This window comes from Roseateles sp. P1_C6 (genome assembly GCF_056406315.1).
On the sequence record NZ_JBFUAK010000005.1, the window covers coordinates 65128 to 82721 of the forward strand.

Annotated in this window: 14 protein-coding genes; 3 read left to right on the forward strand and 11 right to left on the reverse strand. The window is 70.2% G+C overall.

Annotation, left to right across the window (positions count from 1 at the left end; genetic code table 11):
* Window positions 1-63: 63 nt before the first annotated feature.
* The 7 genes from AC1D29_RS11745 to AC1D29_RS11775 form a co-directional block, all read right to left on the reverse strand.
* Window positions 64-909 (reverse strand): alpha/beta fold hydrolase, encoded by an 846-nt coding sequence (locus tag AC1D29_RS11745; protein WP_477897415.1) that lies wholly within the window; start codon window positions 907-909, stop codon window positions 64-66.
* A gap of 4 nt (window positions 910-913) precedes the next feature.
* The gene (locus AC1D29_RS11750; RefSeq protein ID WP_477897417.1) at window positions 914-4339 is read right to left on the reverse strand and encodes a transglutaminase family protein; all 3426 of its coding nucleotides are present in this window, start codon (window positions 4337-4339) and stop codon (window positions 914-916) included.
* A gap of 15 nt (window positions 4340-4354) precedes the next feature.
* Window positions 4355-5299, reverse strand: a complete 945-nt coding sequence (locus AC1D29_RS11755; RefSeq protein ID WP_477897419.1) for an alpha-E domain-containing protein — start codon at window positions 5297-5299, stop codon at window positions 4355-4357.
* The gene (locus tag AC1D29_RS11760; RefSeq protein ID WP_477897421.1) at window positions 5289-5447 is read right to left on the reverse strand and encodes an alpha-E domain-containing protein; all 159 of its coding nucleotides are present in this window, start codon (window positions 5445-5447) and stop codon (window positions 5289-5291) included. The genes AC1D29_RS11755 and AC1D29_RS11760 overlap by 11 nt, the downstream gene beginning before the upstream one ends.
* Before the next feature lie 14 nt (window positions 5448-5461).
* On the reverse strand, window positions 5462-6895 hold the full coding sequence (locus AC1D29_RS11765; protein ID WP_477897423.1) for a circularly permuted type 2 ATP-grasp protein: 1434 nt from the start codon (window positions 6893-6895) through the stop codon (window positions 5462-5464).
* A gap of 138 nt (window positions 6896-7033) precedes the next feature.
* The gene (locus tag AC1D29_RS11770; protein ID WP_477897425.1) at window positions 7034-9016 is read right to left on the reverse strand and encodes a TonB-dependent receptor; all 1983 of its coding nucleotides are present in this window, start codon (window positions 9014-9016) and stop codon (window positions 7034-7036) included.
* A 67-nt stretch (window positions 9017-9083) separates the two neighbouring features.
* On the reverse strand, window positions 9084-9395 hold the full coding sequence (locus AC1D29_RS11775) for a hypothetical protein (protein WP_477897427.1): 312 nt from the start codon (window positions 9393-9395) through the stop codon (window positions 9084-9086).
* Between the two features lie 49 nt (window positions 9396-9444).
* Between AC1D29_RS11775 and AC1D29_RS11780 the strand changes: the two genes are divergently transcribed.
* Window positions 9445-10638, forward strand: a complete 1194-nt coding sequence (locus AC1D29_RS11780; protein WP_477897429.1) for a M20 aminoacylase family protein — start codon at window positions 9445-9447, stop codon at window positions 10636-10638.
* A complete protein-coding gene (locus AC1D29_RS11785) occupies window positions 10617-11177 on the forward strand; it encodes a DUF1415 domain-containing protein (RefSeq protein WP_477897431.1) in 561 nt (186 codons plus the stop codon). The genes AC1D29_RS11780 and AC1D29_RS11785 overlap by 22 nt, the downstream gene beginning before the upstream one ends.
* A 3-nt stretch (window positions 11178-11180) precedes the next feature.
* On the opposite strand, the gene AC1D29_RS11790 is transcribed toward AC1D29_RS11785, so the two are convergent.
* Window positions 11181-11537 (reverse strand): hypothetical protein, encoded by a 357-nt coding sequence (locus AC1D29_RS11790; RefSeq protein WP_477897433.1) that lies wholly within the window; start codon window positions 11535-11537, stop codon window positions 11181-11183.
* Window positions 11538-11715: 178 nt separating this feature from the next.
* Here AC1D29_RS11790 and AC1D29_RS11795 point away from each other — a divergent pair, with 178 nt between their 5' ends.
* Window positions 11716-12405 (forward strand): response regulator transcription factor, encoded by a 690-nt coding sequence (locus AC1D29_RS11795; protein ID WP_477897435.1) that lies wholly within the window; start codon window positions 11716-11718, stop codon window positions 12403-12405.
* A gap of 4 nt (window positions 12406-12409) precedes the next feature.
* On the opposite strand, the gene AC1D29_RS11800 is transcribed toward AC1D29_RS11795, so the two are convergent.
* From AC1D29_RS11800 to AC1D29_RS11810, 3 genes are all read right to left on the reverse strand, one after another.
* Window positions 12410-13243: a CheR family methyltransferase gene (locus AC1D29_RS11800; RefSeq protein WP_477897437.1), complete on the reverse strand. Its 834-nt coding sequence runs from the start codon at window positions 13241-13243 to the stop codon at window positions 12410-12412.
* 103 nt (window positions 13244-13346) lie between these two features.
* Complete coding sequence (locus tag AC1D29_RS11805) at window positions 13347-15122, reverse strand: sensor domain-containing diguanylate cyclase (protein ID WP_477897439.1); 1776 nt, start codon at window positions 15120-15122, stop codon at window positions 13347-13349.
* Between the two features lie 56 nt (window positions 15123-15178).
* Window positions 15179-17563 carry a PAS domain S-box protein gene (locus tag AC1D29_RS11810; protein WP_477897441.1) on the reverse strand — a complete coding sequence of 795 codons (2385 nt, stop codon included), beginning with the start codon at window positions 17561-17563 and terminating at the stop codon, window positions 15179-15181.
* Window positions 17564-17594: the final 31 nt, after the last annotated feature.

Below are 17594 nucleotides of genomic sequence, written 5' to 3' on the forward strand. Positions count from 1 at the left end.
CAGGGCGAGGGCAAACGGCATTGTCAAGCAATGTCCACGCCGCCCCCACCGGGGCCTGCCCTGTCAAGCCGTGAGAAACGCCCGCAGCACGCGCTCGGCGGCGTCGGGGTCATCCCGCCATGCGCCGTGGCCCACGTCGGCGAAGCGCTCGAACTGCACCCAGGGCGCCGGCAGCGCGGCGACGATCTCCTGCGCGTCCTCCGGCGGTGTGACCGGGTCCTGCTCGCCGGCCATCACCAGCACCGGGCATTGCACCTGGGCCAGGCCGGGGCGCAGGTCCATGTTGCGCAGTTCGCCGCGCGTGTGCGCGAACAGGATCTCGGGCTTGAACATCATCCAGCCGCCCGCATCGGGGTTCTTGGGCCGGGTGTTGTAGAGGTGGCGGCAATGCTTCTCGTAGACCGCCCAGCTGGCCGGGCTCGGATGCTCCCAGAACTCGCGCGTGGCCGCGGCCGCATCGGGGCCGCCCAGCGCGCCGAAGCGCTCGATCTTGCGCTGCAGGCCGAAGTGATGCGAGGTGCTGGACAGCACGACCTTGCTCGGATGGCCCGGGTGCCGCGCCAGGTAGCGCTGCGCGACGAAGCCACCAAAGCTCTGGCCCAGCACGATGGGCTTGACGATGCCCAAGCGCTCGCACAGCCGCACGACGTCGTCGGCGAACACATCCAGCACCCATTCCTCGGCCGGCCGCGGGTCACTGCGGCCATGGCCGCGCAGGTCGAAATAGACGACCTGGCAGATGTCGGCAAAGCGGCTGAAGAAGGGCCTGAAGGCCGTGTGGTCGAAGCCGGGGCCGCCGTGGATCAGCACGAGGGTGGGCTTCGCGCGCAGCTCTGGGCCTTCAGGCACGTGGCCCAGGCCTTCGATGTCGACAAAGAGGCGGACGCCGGGTTCGATCTCAATACGCATGCGCTCAGGATACTTTGCGCAGGTCCAGCGTGAACGGAAACTCCAGGCTGCGCTGCGGCTCGGCGACGACGAGCTTGCCCGGCGTGTGCCCCAGCGCGACAAAGCGCGACAGGCGCCGGCTCTCGGCCTCGTAGGCGTTGACGGGCAGCGTCTCGTAGTTGCGCCCCCCCGGGTGGGCCACCGAGTAACGGCAGCCGCCCAGGCTCTTGTTCTGCCAGGTGTCGACCAGGTCCACCGTCAGCGGCGCATGGATGCCGATCGTGGGGTGCAGCGCCGACGGCGGCAGCCAGGCGCGGTAGCGCACGCCGGCCACGTATTCACCGACGCGGCCCGTGGGCTGCAGCGGCAGCGCGATGCCGTTGACCGTGACGCGGTGGCGCGTGTCCACCAGGCCGGTGACGTGCACCTCCAGCCGCTCCAGCGACGAGTCGACATAGCGCGCGGTGCCGCCGGACGAGCCCTCCTCGCCCATCACATGCCAGGGCTCCAGCGCGCTGCGCAGCGTGACCTGCACACCGCGCGCGGCGAACTCGCCGTACTTGGGGAAGCGGAACTCGAAGTGCGGCGCGAACCAGGCGGCGTCCAGCGGGTAGCCGGCCTCGTTCATGTCCTGCATGACGTCGCCGAAGTCCTCCTGCACGAAGTGCGGCAGCAGCCAGCGGTCGTGCAGCTCGGTGCCCCAGCGCACCAGCGGCGCGCGGTAGGGCGTCTTCCAGAAGCGCGCCACCAGCGCGCGCAGCAGCAGCTGCTGCACGATGCTCATGCGCGCATGCGGCGGCATCTCGAAGGCGCGCAGCTCCAGCAGGCCCAGGCGACCGGTCGCGGAGTCGGGCGAGTAGAGCTTGTCGATGCAGAACTCGCTGCGGTGCGTGTTGCCGGTCACGTCGACGAGCACGTTGCGCAGCGTGCGGTCGATGAGCCAGGGCATGACGTTGTCGCCCGCCTTGTGGATCTCGGTCAGCGCGATCTCCAGCTCGCGCAGCTGGTCGTTGCGCGCCTCGTCGACGCGCGGCGCCTGGCTGGTCGGGCCGATGAACAGGCCGCTGAACAAATAGCTCAGCGACGGGTGGTTGTGCCAGTAGGCCAGCAGCGAGGCCAGAAGAGAGGGCCGGCGCAGGAAGGGCGAGTCGGCCGGCGTGGCGCCGCCCAGCACGAAGTGGTTGCCGCCGCCGGTGCCGCTGTGGCGGCCGTCGATCATGAATTTCTCGCTCGACAGGCGCGTCAGCCGCGCGGCCTCGTAGAGGAATTCGGTGTGGTCGACCAGCTCGCGCCAGCTGTGCGCGGGGTGGATGTTGACCTCGATGACGCCGGGATCGGGCGTGACCTGCAGCAGCTTCAGGCGCGGGTCGCGCGGCGGCGGGTAGCCCTCCAGCACGATCTTGTAGCCGGTGTCCTCGCAGGTGCACTCGACGGCGGCCAGCAGTTCCAGGTAGTGCTCCAGCTTTTCCAGCGGCGGCATGAAGACGTAGAGCACGCCACTGGCCTTGCCCTGGCGCTCGGCCTTGGGGCCATTGGCGCGGCGCGGGTCGCGGGCCTCGACACACAGCGCCGTGCGCGTGATGCCACGGGCGCTCTCGAAGCGGGCGGGGGCGCGCTGGGCCGCAGACGCAGCGCTCCCGGCGCCGGGTGCTGAGCCGTCGCCCGCGGCGGCCGAACCGCCGCGCAGCAGCCCCGGCGTCGGCCCGGTCGACAGCACGCCCATGGTCTGCGCGCGCAGCGCCGCGGCAGCAGGCAGCATGCCGCGCGGCGCGAAGGGGTCCTGCTCGATCAGGTGCGGGAAGTCGCCCTTGCCGACCCAGGGCAGCGAATCCAGCGGCAGGCGCCAGCCCATCGGCGAGTCGCCGGGGAACAGGTACAGGCGCTCGTCACGGAAGTACCAAGGCCCCGTCTGCCAGCGGTTGCCGCCCAGCGGCGGCGTGTCCTCGCTGCGGCTCAGCGGCAGCGCATAGCCGACCACATGCGCCAGCCCCTGCTCGTAGATGCGGCGCAGCCGCGCGCGCTCCATCTCGTCGTCCAGCCGCGAGTCGAACGGGTCGACGTTGACCGGCAGGCGGCGCTCGCGCCACAGGTAGTAGAAGGTGTCCTCGTAACCGGGCTGCACGTGCGCGTCCGTCACGCCCAGGCGGCGGGTCAGCGCGGCCATGAAGGTCTTGGCGTCGTCGCTGGTGTAGGCGTGGCCCTCGCTTTCGTCGGCGAACCAGTCCGGGTTGCGCCAGCAGGGCTGGCCGTCGGCACGCCAGCAGATGGACAAGGCCCAGCGCGGCAGCTGCTCACCCGGGTACCACTTGCCCTGGCCGAAATGCAGAAAGCCGCCCTGGCCGTACTCGTCGCGCAGCCGGTGCGTCAGTTGTTGCGCGTACAGGCGCTTGGTCGGGCCCAGCGCCTCGGTGTTCCATTCGCCCGCGTCGCGGTCGTCGATGGACACGAAGGTGGGCTCGCCGCCCATGGTCAGGCGCACGTCGCCGGCCACGAGTTCGCGGTCGACCTGCTCGCCGAGCCTGAGCACCTGCGCCCATTGCTCGTCGTTGTAGGGCTTGGTCACGCGCGGCGACTCGTAGATGCGCGTGACGGCCATCTCGTGCTCGAACTCGACCTCGCTCTCGTCCACCGCGCCGCTGATGGGCGCGGCGCTGCCGGGCGTGGGCGTGGCGGCCAGCGGCAGGTGGCCTTCGCCGGCCAGCAGGCCCGACGTGGGGTCCAGGCCTATCCAGCCGGCACCAGGCAGGAAGACCTCGCACCAGGCGTGCAGGTCGGTGAAGTCGACCTCGGTGCCGCTGGGGCCATCGAGCGCCTTCTCGTCGGGCGTCAGCTGGATCAGGTAGCCCGACACGAAGCGTGCCGCCAGGCCCAGGTGGCGCATCAGCTGCACCAGCAGCCAGCCGGAGTCGCGGCAGGAGCCGGACGCCTTGGCCAGCGTCTCCTCCGGCGTCTGCACGCCGGGCTCCATGCGGATCAGGTAGGAGACGCTGTGCTGCACCTTCTGGTTCAGCGCGACGAGGAAGTCGATGGTGACCTGCGGCTTGCGGTCGATGGTCTTCAGGTACGCGTCCAGCAGCGGCGTGGCCGGCTCGGTGACGAGGTACGGCGCCAGCTCGGCGCGCTGCGCCTCGTCGTAGGCGAACGGGAAGGTCTGCGCGTGTGGCTCCAGGAAGAAGTCGAACGGGTTGTAGACCGCCATCTCGGCGACCAGGTCCACCGTGACGGTGAACTCGGTCGTCTTCTCGGGGAAGACCAGCCGCGCCAGGTAGTTGGCGAACGGGTCCTGCTGCCAGTTCAGGAAGTGCTTGGCCGGCTCGATGGTCAGCGAGTACGACAGCACCGGCGTGCGGCAATGCGGCGCGGGCCTGAGCCGAACGACCTGCGGGCCGAGGGCGACGGGGCGGTCGTATTTGTAGCGGGTGACGTGTTTGAGGGCGACGTGGATGGACATGCGTGGCCCTGTGGGTCAGGTCGAAGGGACGAGGAAATCGCGGCTGATGCCCGCGCCGAGATCGGCCACTTCGGCCAGGAAGCCGTCCAGGAAGGGATGCAAGCCCTTGGCCAGGATTTCGTCGATGCGGCCGAAGGCCAGCTCGGCCTCCAGGCGGCCGACGCGGCGCAGCGTCTCGCCGGACTGGGCATTGGCCACGCGCTTCAGGTTGGCCAGCATGCGCGTCACGCAATGCGAGAGCGACCGTGGCATGTCGGGGCGCAGAATCAGCAGCTCGGCAACCTTGTCGGGCTGGATGACGTTGCTGTAGACCTTGCGGTAGATCTCGAAGCCCGACACGGAGCGCAGCACGGCCGACCAGTAGTAGAAGTCGCGCGCCGCGTCGCGTTCGGTGCCGGTGCCGTCGTGGCGGTAGAACTTGACGTCGATCAGCCGCGCCGTGTTGTCGGCCCGCTCCAGGAAGGAGCCGATGCGGATGAAGTGGAAGGCCTCGTCCTGCAGCATGGTGCCGACCGTGACGCCGCGCGACAGGTGCGAGCGGTACTTGACCCACTCGAACAGCGCCGACGGGTCGCGTGTCAGCGCGCCCTCGCGCAGCAGGCGGCGGAACTCCAGCCAGGTCTGGTTCATGGTCTCCCAGACCTCGGTCGTCAGCGCGCCGCGCACGGCCCGGGCGTTCTCGCGCGCGGCACGCAGGCAGTTGAAGATGGACGAGAGGTTGTCCTCGTCGGCCACCATGAATTCCATGACGCTGCGGCTGTTGATCGTCGAATACTTGGTGCCGTACAGGCTGTTCAGCTCGGAGATGGACACCAGGCTGCGCCAGGACTGCTCGGACTCGTCGGCCGACTGCGGCTGCAGCGAGGTCTGGTAGGCGATGTCCAGCATGCGCGCGGTGTTTTCGGCCCGCTCGATGTAGCGGCTCAGCCAAAAAAGGTGGTCAGCAGTCCTAGACAGCATGCTTCGACTCCCATTCGTTGGCCGAAAACACCGCCCGCGCTGACGCGCTCTGCTGTGTTCTGGCTTCGCCACAAGCGCTTCGCGCTTGACCGGCCCGCTCGAGGTAGCGGCTCAGCCAGAAAAGATGGTCAGCGGTTCTTGAAAGCATCTTGATCGTTCCCTTCAGTCTTCCAGAACCCAGGTGTCCTTGGTCCCGCCGCCCTGGCTGCTGTTGACCACCAGGGATCCCTCCTTCAGCGCCACCCGCGTCAGCCCGCCCGGCACCATGCGCACGCTGGCGCCCGACAGCACGAAGGGTCGCAGATCAATGTGACGGGGCGCGATGCCGCTGTCGACGAACGTGGGGCAGCTGGACAGCGACAGCGTCGGCTGCGCGATGTAGTTGCCGGGGTTGGCGACCAGCCGCTGGCGGAAGGACTCGATCTCGTCCTTGCTCGCGGCCGGCCCGACCAGCATGCCGTAGCCGCCCGCGCCGTGCACCTCCTTGACGACCAGCTCCGACAGGTGGGCCAGCGTGTAGGCCAGGTCGTCCTTGTCGCGGCAGACATAGGTCGGCACGTTCTGCAGGATGGGTTTCTCGCCGAGGTAGAACTCGATCATCTTCGGCACGTAGGGGTAGATGGACTTGTCGTCCGCGATGCCGGTGCCGATCGCGTTGGACAGCGTCACCTTGCCGGCCTTGTAGGCGCCCACCAGGCCGGCGCAGCCCAGCTGCGAGTCGGCGCGGAACACCGTGGGGTCGAGGAAGTCGTCGTCCAGGCGGCGGTAGATGACGTCGACGCGCTTGGGGCCGCGCGTGGTGCGCATGTACACGAAGCCGCCGTCGACGAACAAGTCCTGGCCCTCGACCAGCTCCACCCCCATCTGCTGCGCCAGGAAGGCGTGCTCGAAGTAGGCCGAGTTGTACATGCCCGGCGTCAGCACGACGACGGTGGGGTCGGACACGCCCGACGGCGCCACGCTGCGCAACGTGTCCAGCAGCAGGTCGGGGTAGTGCGCCACCGGCGCGATGCGGTGCTGCACGAACAGCTCGGGGAAGAGCCGCATCATCATCTTGCGGTTCTCGAGCATGTAGCTCACGCCGCTGGGCACGCGCAGGTTGTCCTCCAGCACGTAGTAGTCGCCCGAGCCGTCGGCGTTGCCCGCGCGCACGATGTCGACGCCGGCGATGTGGCTGTAGACGCCGCCGGGCACGTCCACGCCCATCATCTCGGGGCGGAACTGCGCGTTCTTCAGGATCTCGTCGGCGGGCACGATGCCGGCCTTGAGGATCTCCTGGTCGTGATAGACGTCGTGGATGAAGCGGTTCAGCGCCGTCACCCGCTGGGCCAGGCCCGCCTGCATGGACGTCCACTCGGTGGCCGGGATGACCCGCGGGATCAGATCGAAGGGGATGAGGCGCTCGGTGCCCTCGCCCGAATCCTTGTCGCCGTAGACCGCGAAGGTGATGCCCACGCGGCGGAAGATCAGCTCGGCCTGCTCGCGGCGCTCCCGCATCAGCGACTCGGGCTGTTCCGCCAGCCAGCGGGCATAGCCCTCGTAATGGGCGCGGGTCTTGGACCCCGCAGCGTTCATCTCGTCAAAGGCGGTCTGCATCGTCGCTCCTGTTCCCTGGCTCGCGACGCAAGTTCCGCGCCCGCGCTGGAAAGAAGCTCCTGGTGCGCGCACGCACGACTTGCGTGCATGCCGCCCGGTGCATGGGCGGCATGCACGGTTGTACACCGGCTTGGAGGATCAGAAACGCAGTTGCAACCCTGTACTGGCCGAGCGGCCGGCCTGGGGCGACAGGTCGCGGATGGTTGGCACGGCCGTCGCGTTGTAGGCCAGCTTGTTGCCCAGGTTGTCGAGCTTCAGGTACCAGAGCGCGTCGGTCTGGCCCCAGCGCAACTGGCGCGCGACGGACAGGCGCACCGTGCCGTAGCCGGCCGTGGGCGTGTCGAACTGGGCCACGCGGGTCTGGCGCGCGGCACCGCGCCATTCCAGCTTGCCAGACCACTCGCCCCACTTGCTTTCCAGCCCCAGCATCGCGCGCAGCGGCGCCAGGCGCGGCAGCGGCTCGCCCGTCGCCCGGTTGTCGCCGCGCACCGCGTCGAGCTGGCTCAGCAGCGCGACGGCGGGGTGAACCTGCCAGCGGCCTTCCAACTCCACGCCACGCAGCCGCGCCGGCACGGCCTGGAAGGCGTAGACCGGCACCGTCTCGCCGTCGTTGTCCGCCGTCTCGCCGGTGGCCTGCAGCGCGATGTAGTTCGCAAAGCGGGTCTCGTAGACGTTCACGTGCACATGGCTGCCGTCGCCCTCCCACTTCAAGCCGACGTCCAAGCCCTTGGAGCGTTCCAGGCCCAGCGTCGCGTCGCCACGCTCGTACGCCGCGCTGGCCACATGCAGGCCGTTGGCGAACAGCTCGTAATAGGCCGGCGCGCGCTGCGTGCGGTTCAGATTGGCGCTCAGGCTCCAGGCATCGCTCAGCGGCAGCACGCCACTGAGCGCCACGCTCAGCGGGCGAAAGCGCCGCGACTGCGCCGCGCCGAAGCGGTCGCCGCCGTCCGAGTCCACCGTCACGCGCTCGGTGCGCGCGCCGGCCGACCAGTCCACGCCGGCGAGGCGGGCCTGCTCCAGCACGAAGACGCCGGTGTTGCGCGTGCGCGTGTTGGGCACGAAGGCCTCCTCGCCCAGCGCGGAGAAATTGAGGGCCTCGGTCTGCAGCCCGACCAGGCCCTTCACCGGACCCAGGGCGGCATGCTCGACCTCCAGCCGCCCGTCCGTGCCGCGGCTCTTGAAGGTCGTGCCGACCTCGTCGCCTTCCATCTCGACATGCTCGTAGCGGTTGCGGCTGAGCTGCCAGCTGATGCGGTGGACAGGGCCATCGGCCGTCGCCCATTCACCGGCCGTGGCCACACGCTGGCGCTGCATGCGGATGGTCACGTCCTCTTCGGCGGTCGTGCCGTAGTTGGTGTGGAAGTCGTCCACCGACACGCCGGCAAAGCCGCCCTGGAAGAACACCGAACCGCCCACCGCCCCGCCTTGGCTGCGCGCGGCGGAGTTGCGCACGCTGTTGCGGGTTTCGCTGCCGTCTTCGGTCGGGCTGGCGAAGCGCGGCGCGCGTTGGTCGTCGGCGTCGCGGCCGGCCAGGTCCACGTGCCAGCCAAAGCCCGAGTGCGCCTGGCCGCTGCCGCCGTCCAGCACGACGGCGCCGCTCTTGTCGCGGCTGGCGCCGCCCAGGCGGACCTCGGCCGCGCCACTCAAGCCCTGGAGCAGCGTGCGCGGGATGCGGTTGTCCAGCGTGTTGACGACGCCGCCCACCGCATTGCCGCCGTACAGCAGCGCCGCCGCGCCACGCAGCACCTCGACCCTGTCGATGACCAAAGGGTCGATCGCCACGCCGTGGTCGAAGCTGAGGTTGGACGCGTCCACGGAAGCGCCGGAGTTGTTCAGGATGCGCACGCGGTCGCCATCCAGGCCGCGGATACTGGGCCGGCTGGCGTTGGGGCCGAAGTTGGTGGCCGCGACGCCGGGCAGGCCTTGCAGCGTGTCGCCGAGGTTGGCGGCGCGGGTCAGCGTCAACTGGTCGCCGGACAGGGAATCGCTGGGCTGGGCCAGCACCTGGCTCTTCAACGGGTTGCCGGTGACGACGACCTTGTCGAGAGATTCAGCAGGATCGGCTTGGGCAGAAAGGCAAAGACAGGCGGCCGCGAGCGGCGCCAGGGCAAAGGAACGCATGAGGGAGATTTCCGCAAGAAAGACAAGAACCCGCGCCCCGATGACCGGGCGCGGGACAGGCTTGGTTTCAGGCGGAAAGAGGCGGTGCGCGGGCCGGCGGCAGGCCGGTGTCGGCCGTGCGGGCTGCGGTGGCCGTGGTAGCCAGCGGCGCCGCATGGACGGCCGGGCTGGCCGCCAGCAGCGGCGGCTCGGCCGCCGGCGCGCCGGCGCCGAGGTCGGCGGCCGTCAGGCACAGGTCGCAATGGACCAGATGGGCGATGCCATCGTCCTGGCGGTCGCCCACGTGCGACAACGCGTGCACGCCGGCCATCGCTTGCGCGATGGGCAGCAGCAGGGCCAGCCACAAAAGCCAGCTTCGGACGTTGCGACGCATGTTCACGGCCGCAATCCTAAACTCAGCACCTCACAGAGCCTGAAGTCACCCTCTCATGAAGCTCATCGACACCATCCTGGCCGACGCGCCGGCCATCACCGCCATCCGCCGTGACCTGCACAAGCACCCCGAACTCTGCTTCCACGAGGAGCGCACCGCCGACGTCATCGCCAAGACGCTGACCGACTGGGGCATCCCCATCCACCGCGGCCTGGGCAAGACGGGCGTCGTGGGCATCGTCAAGAACGGCGCGTCCGACCGCGCCGTGGGCCTTCGCGCCGACATCGACGCGCTGCCGATGACCGAGCGCAACGAGTTCCCGCACGCCAGCAGCATCCGCGGCCGCATGCATGCCTGCGGGCATGACGGCCACACGGCCATGCTGCTGGCCGCGGCCAAGCACCTGGCGACGAACCGCAACTTCGACGGCACGGTCTACCTGGTCTTCCAGCCTGCGGAAGAGGGCGGCGGCGGCGCGCGCGAGATGATCAAGGATGGCCTGTTCGAGAAGTTCCCGATGGAGGCCATGTTCGGCGCCCACAACTGGCCCGGCATGCAGGCCGGCCAGTTCGCGTTGAAGTCGGGCCCGGTGTTCGCGTCCAGCAACGAGTTCAAGATCACGCTCAAGGGCAAGGGCTCGCACGCCGCCATGCCCCATCTGGGCCTGGACCCAGTGCCGGCCGCCTGCCAGCTGGTCACGGCCTTCCAGACCATCGTGTCGCGCAACAAGCGGCCCATCGACCCGGGCGTCATCTCCGTGACCATGATCCACGCCGGCGAGGCCACCAACGTGGTGCCGGACTCGGTCGTCATGGAAGGCACGGTGCGCACCTTCACGCTGGAGCTGCTGGACCTGTTCGAGCGCCGCATGAAGGAGATGACCGAGCAGCTGGCCGGCGCCTTCGAGCTGACGGCCGAGTTCGAGTTCCGCCGCAACTACCCGCCGACCATCAACCACCCGCAGGAGACCGAGTTCGTGCGCCGCGTGCTGACCGACATGGTCGGTTCTGAGAACGTGCAAGAGTTCGAACCGACCATGGGCGCCGAGGATTTCAGCTACTACCTGCTGGACAAGCCGGGCTGCTACTTCCTGATCGGCAACGGCGACGGCAGCCACCGCATCGGCGGCCACGGCATGGGCCCCTGCATGCTGCACAACCCGAGCTACGACTTCAACGACGAGCTGATCCCACTGGGCGGCTCGATGTGGGTGCGCATGGCCGAGCAATGGTTGAACACGCCGCGATGAATTCCGAGCAGATCATCCAGGACACCCGCGACTGGGTCGTCAAGGCCGTCATCGGCCTGAACCTGTGCCCGTTCGCCAAGGCCGTGCACGTCAACGAGCGCATCCGCTACGTCGTCAGCGACGCGACCGAGCCCGAGGCGCTGCTGAAGGACCTGGCCCGCGAGCTGCTGGCGCTGAACCGCGCCGACCCGGAGGAGGTCGACACCACGCTGGTGATCCACCCCGGCGTGCTGACCGACTTCCTGGACTTCAACGACTTCCTGGATGCGGCAGATGCGCTGGTGGAGGAGTTGAAGCTGGACGGCATCCTGCAGATCGCCGACTTCCACCCCGGCTACCAGTTCGATGGCAGCGAGCCCGACGACATCGCCAACTACAGCAACCGCTCGCCCTACCCCACGCTGCACATCCTGCGCGAGGACAGCATCGAACGCGCCGTCGAGGCCATGCCCGACACGGCGGCCATCTACGAGAACAACCTCGACACGCTGACCCGGCTGGGCCACGACGGCTGGGCCGCGCTGGGCCTGAAGAAGTAGCCGCTATTCCTTGACCCAGGAGAAGGCGCCGCCACCCTTCTTGGGCGAGTTGGCGCGCGTGCGCAGCACCGCGTCGAAGCCGCTCTTGCCGCCGTTCCAGATCGCCGTCAGCAGGCTGACGACGTCCTCGCGCGTGTAGGCCTCCAGGTCGGGGCGGCACTGCTTGATCGCCGCTGCCAGCACGTCGCGTGGCAGCTCCTGGTGCGTCGCCAGCACGAGGAACATCGCGGCGTACAGGTCCGGCCAGCCGCCGCACAGCAGCTGGATGCGGCGCAGCGCCTCGGCCGGCGCCGCACGGCAGCCTGGTTGCAGCCAGGCCAAAGGGTCTTCAGCCTCTTCTTCATACGCAGCGTCGGGCATCGTTGTCTCCTCGTGCGCCGTTCTGGTTCTTGATTTCTCACGGAACTAGGCCAGTGTCAATCATTTATGGCGCGCACCTGGCGTGAAGCCTTCACGCAGGCGCGATTGGATGGGGCCTGACGCCTCCATCATGCGGCAAACTCCCCGGTTGCTCGCTCTCGTGCTTTCCCGCGCTGCCATGCAACCCAAATCCCTCGCCCTGATCGATGACGACGCCGAGTATTCGGAGTTTCTGACGCAATTCCTGCTCGAGCAAGGCATCGCGGTCAGCCGTTTCGACGACAGCAACGCGCTGCTGGCGGCGCCCGAGGCCTTCTCGTTCGACTTCTACCTGGTCGACCTGATGCTGCCGGGCGTCAACGGCGTGGAGCTGATCAAGATCCTGCGCCGCCGTACCGATGCCGGCATCGTCGTCGTGTCGGGCCGCCTGGGCGCGGAAGTGTTCCGCGAGGTCATCACGGCCGGTGCCGACATGTACCTCGTCAAGCCGGTGCAGTTCGAGCAGGTGTCGCTGGCCATCGCCGCCGTGCAGCGCCGCGTCGCCAAGCCGTCGGCGGCCGATGCCGTCTGGAAGCTGGACCGCGCCAGCGGCGAACTGGTCGTGCCGGACGGCACGCGCATCCAGCTCAGCGAGGCCGACCGCCAGCTGCTGGAATGCTTTGCCCAGGCCGGCGGCGAGCCGGTCACGCGCGAGGCGCTGTTGAACAAGCTGGGCCGCGAGCTGCCCGAGGGCGAGGCCGACGACGGCCTGTCCGCCACCATCTACCGGCTGCGCCGGCGCATCGAGCGCGCCACGCCCACGCTGGTGCCGCTGCAGAGCAAGTCGCGCGTCGGCTATGTGTTCCGCGCGCCGCTGCAGCTGATCTAGCGGTTCAGTCGCTCCCGTTCTTGCGGAACGCGCCACCGCCCAGCGGCGTCAGCTCGGCCGAATCGACCAGCGCCTGCTCGGCCGCGCCGACCAGCAGCAGCCCGCCGGGCCGCAGCCTTGCCAGCACCTGCGTGATGATTTCGCGGCGCGTCAGCGCGTCGACATAGACCAGCAGCTGGCGCAGCAGCACGGCGTCGAAGACCTCGTCCGACGCCAGCGGCCCGCGCAGGTCGTGGCACGCGAAGCGCACGCGCTCGCGCAGCGCGGCCTGCATCTGCACCAGACCCGTCGATACCGCGCCGCCCAGCGCGTGGTGGCGCAGCCGCTCGGGCGTCAGCCGGGGCTCCGCGTACAAGCCCTCGGCGGCACCGCGCAGCAGCCCGGCGCTGATGTCGGTGCCCAGCACGGCCCAGTCCACACCGATGCGCCCGGCGTTCTGCAGGTCGCTCAGCAGCATGGCCAGGCTGTAGGCCTCCTCGCCGCAGCCGGTGGCGGCGCTCCACAGCCGCAGGCGCGCCGGCCGCAGCCGGCCGAATTCCGACTCCAGCGATTCGAACTGCGCCGGCTCGCGGAAGAACCCGGCCTCGGGCCGCGTCAGCAGGTCCAGCGCCATCGCCAGCTCGGCGCCGCCCTCATCGAGCAGCGCGGCATAGGCATCGAACCCGTCCAGCCCGAGGCGGCGCAGCCGCGGTGCCAGCCGGGCCGCCACGTGCGCGCCGCTGGTGGCCGGCAGGATCAGGCCGGCCGACTGCCGCAGCCGCTCGGCCAGGCGCTGCCAGCCGGCGGCGCTGGGCGGCGCCAGGGTGGCTTTGGCGGCAGTAGAGGCAGCTTCGGACATGGCCGCCAGCGTAGGAGGCCCCTCGCGGCGACGCTGCGGGGAGTTCTTGCACACGGCCATGGGGTGGCCGCGAAAGGCGCCGCCCACCGCGCCCGGCCGTGACTCAATTCACGTCTTCGGCCGTCTTCAACACGACGGCGTTGCGGCCGCCGCGCTTGGCCTCGTACAGCGCCACGTCGGCGCGGTCGATCAGCGGGCGCACGTCGGCGTCCTCCGGCGAGGCCAGGCTCACGCCGATGCTGACCGTCACATGGCCGACCTCGGGGAAGACCGTCGTCTCGACCGCGGCGCGTATCTTCTCGGCCGCCATGACGGCATCCAGCGGCCCGGCCAGCTCGGGCAGCAGCACGGCGAACTCCTCGCCGCCGAAGCGCGCCGCGACGTCGGTGACGCGCACCGACGTCTGCAACAGCTGCGCGAGCTGGCGCAGCACCGCATCGCCGACCGGGTGGCCGAACTGGTCGTTGACCCGCTTGAAGTGATCCACGTCCACCAGCAGCAGGCCGTGCACGCGGGCGTTCTGGCGGCCGTAGCGGTGGTCCAGCGCCTGGGCCTCGGCCAGGCGGGCATCCAGGCTGCGGCGGTTGTGCAGGCCGGTCAGCGGGTCACGCGTGGCCAGGTGTTCCAGCGCCGCGTTGGCGGCTTGCAGCTCGGCCGTGCGCTGCTGCACCTGGGCCTCCAGCGTCGAGTTCGCCTGCTGCAGCTCGCGCTCGGTGTCCAGCAGCGAGCGCGCCATCGACTGCATCGCCTGGCTGAGCCGGGCCAGCTCATGCGCAGCGGGTTTGGCGGGGAAATCGGGGATGCGCCGCTCGCTCTCGACACGCTCGGCGATGCGTGCCAGCTGTTCCACCGGCTGGCTGATGCGCCGCGCCAGCAGCAGTGCGGCCAGCGTCAGCACGGCCGCGGCCAGCCCGCCCAGCAGCACCAGTTCGCGCCTCAGGTCGCGCACGGGGCGAAGCGCCAGCTCCAGCGGCTGGCGGGCCACGATGCGCCAGCCCAGCTCGGCGTTGGTGCGCGCCTGCAGCGTGGCCTCGCTGGTCAGGTAGGGCTTGCCGTCGAATTCCAGCTCGCCCTCGAAGCGGCCGTTGACCAGCTTGGGCAGCACCGTGTCGCCGGCCGCCTGCGCGAGCTTGAGTGCCTCCGGGTAGAGCACGCGGCCCTGGCGGTCGATGATGAGGGCGTCGATGCCGCTGCCCGGGTGCTGGCGGCTCGTGACGCCGTCCACCAGGCCGGTGACCCAGCGCCAGTGCGCGTGGGCGCCGACGACGCCGCGCAACCGGCCGTCGGCGTCGCGTATCGGCGCGGCGAAGTCGATGAAGCGCGTCGGCTCGCCGTTGGGCTGGGCCGGCAGCATCGTCGCCAGCAACTTGGCCTCGTGCACGTCACCCACGTAGATGCGTTCACGCGCGGCGATGAACCACTCCCGCTGCGCCACCGAGCGGCCCGTCAGCATGCCGCCGCTGGCTTGCAGCACGAGGCCGTCCGGGTCGGCAACGCCCATCCAGGCGAACTCGTCGTGCAGCGCCGCGCGGCGGTCCAGCGCGTCGCGCACGCGTGCCGAGTCCAGCGAGCCTTCGCCGAGGAAAGGCGCGACGCTGAGCAGCTCGATCTCGCGCTCGCGGTCGCGCAACTGCGTGGCCAGCAGCTCGGCCGCGCTCTGCGCCGTCGCGCGCACGGCGGCCTGTTGGGCCGTGTAGAGCTCGTCGGTCGCCAGCTTGCCGAGATAGCCGCCCACGAGGGTCAGGATGGCCAGTGCCAGGCCGCCCAGCACTAGGCTGAGCTGGCCACGCAGGCTGAACAGCCGCCGGGCCGGGGCAGGCGAGACACCGGCCGCGGGCCGGGCAGGCGGTGGGGGGGCGGCGGCGTGGGAGTCGATCATCGGATGGTCGAAGGGCAGCGCTGACGGGCGGCCAGTCTAGAGCGTGGGAAAGCGCATCAACCGGCTTGCGGCAGCGTAAGCCGCATCACGGTGCCCAGGGGGCCGGTGCGCAGCAATTCAGCGCTGCCACCGTGCAAATCCATCACGCGACGGACGATGTACAGGCCCAGGCCGTGGGCCGACTCATGCCCGCCGCCGCGCGCGCCGCGCGTGAACAGCCGCGGCAGCAGCTCGCGCGGGATGCCGGGGCCGGCGTCGGCGACCTCGAACTGCAGCGCCGCCGGTTCGTCGAAGTCCATCACGTGCAGCGCCACCGGGCTGACGCCGGGCGCGTACTTCAGCGCGTTGGACAGCAGGTTGCGCAGCGCCAGGCGCAGCAGGCTCATGTCCATCAGCGCCGTGCGCGTGGCCGTGTGGCGGTGCACGACAACACGGTCGCGCTGGTCGCGCGGCAGGTCGGCGATGGTCACGGCGATCAGCGTGTCGATGTCGGTGTCCAGCCGCGCGATGCGCCCGCCGCCGGCCAGCAGGCTGGCAGCGGCCAGCGTGTTGTCGACGCCGGCCAGCACCTGGCCCAGCACGGCCTGGGCGCGCGTCAGCCGCTCCTGGGCCTGGCGCTCCCCGCGCCCGGCCAGGCTGGCAGCGGCGCTTTGCAGCGCGGCGCTGGCGTTGTTCAACGGCTGGCGCACCTCGTGGGCCAGCACGTCCAGCATCTCCGAGCGCTCGCGCAGCAGTTGGTCCAGCTCCTGCACATGGCGTTCGGTCTGGCGGCGCATCTGCTGCTCCTGGGCCAGCTCGGCGCGGCGCTTCAACTCCTCGGTGATGTCGTCCACCAGCGCCAGCGCGCGCAGCGGCTGTCCGTCGGTATCGAATTCGGCCACCGCCGACACCAGCACGTCGCGCAAGCGGCCGTCGGCGCAGATCAGCTGCACCGGGCAGTCGTCGACATGGCCGTCGCGCCACATCGCCGGGCGGTAGATGTCGCGCACCTGGGCGCTGGACTCGGGCGTCAGGAAGTCGTCCATCATGCGGCCGATGACCTGCTCGCGCCGGTAGCCCAGGCGCTCCAGCCAGCGGTCCGACACGCTCAGCAGCCGCCCTGCCGCATCGACCGAATGCATCAGCGCCGGTGTCGATTCGTACAGCGCGCGCAGGCGCTGGCGGCTGTGCTCCAGCTCGACCGCGGCGCGGTGGTGCTCGGTGACGTCCTGGAAGGCACCCACCAGCCGCACCGGCACGCCGTCCTGCCAGTCCACCTGGCCCTGGGACAACACCCAGATCTCGCGGCCCTTGGCGGTGACCAGGGGCAGCTCTAGCGACCACGGCTCGCCGTGGCTGATGCCGCGCTGCACGACCGCCTCGATGGCGGCGCGCGCCTCGGGCTTGTAATAGCCGATGGCCTCCTCCAGCGTGGGCTGATGGCCGGGCTCCAGGTCGTGGATGCGGCAGGTCTGGTCGCTCCAGACGACGGCCTGGGTCTGCAGATCCAGGCTCCAGCCCCCCACGCCGGCGACGCGGCCGGTGCGGTCCAGCAGCGCCTTGCTCTCGTGCAGCTCGCGCTCGGTGGTGAGCTTGTCGGTCACGTCCTCGGTGACGCCGACAAAGCCGAGCAGCGCGCCGTCGACCGCCAGCAGCGGCCGCGCTCGCGCCCAGACCTGACGCGGCGCGGCCATGCCTGGCCGACGCACGCGGTAGCGCATCTCGAAGGCCTGGCGCTGCGCCACGCAGCGCCGCCAGTGGTCGAGCGCCGAGGCGGCGTCGTCCGGCACCAGCGCCGCCGCCCAGCCCTCGCCCAGCGCGGCCTGCGCACCGATGCCGTAGATGCGCTGCCAGACCGGGTTGGTGTAGACGCACAGGCCGGCCGCGTCGGCGCGGAAGATGCCCAGCGACGCCGTCTCGGCCAGCAGGCGAAAGGGCTGCTCGGCGGCCGCCGAGTCGACACCGGCCAGCGCGCGCTCGCGCATCATCAGCGCCTCGGCCGCGGCATCGGCCAGGCGCATCAGCGCCTCGCGCTGCGCCTCGCTCAGTTCGCGCGGGCGGAAGTCGACGACGCACAGCGTGCCGGGGTGGCTGCCGTCGTCCAGGCGGATGGGCACGCCGGCGTAAAAGCGCAGCGGCGGCTTGGCCCGCACGTCGGGGTGGTCGACGAAGCGACCGTCCAGACGCGCGTCGCGCACCTCGAACAGGCCGTCGGCCAGCAACGTGTGGGCGCAGAAGGTCAGCGCGCGCGGCGTCTCGCTGCGGCTGAAGCCGACGGCGGCCTTGAACCACTGGCGGCGCTCGTCCAGCAGGCCCAGCAGCGCCACCGGCGTGCCGCAGATCTGCGCGGCCAGGGCGGTCAGGTGGTCGAACAGCGGCTCGGGCTCGGTGTCCATGACGGCCAGCGCGGCCAGGCGGGCGAGGCGTCGGTCTTCGTCGAGCGGCAGGTCGGGGATCACCATGGCCGCAAGCTTATGGCAAGGGATGAGGGAA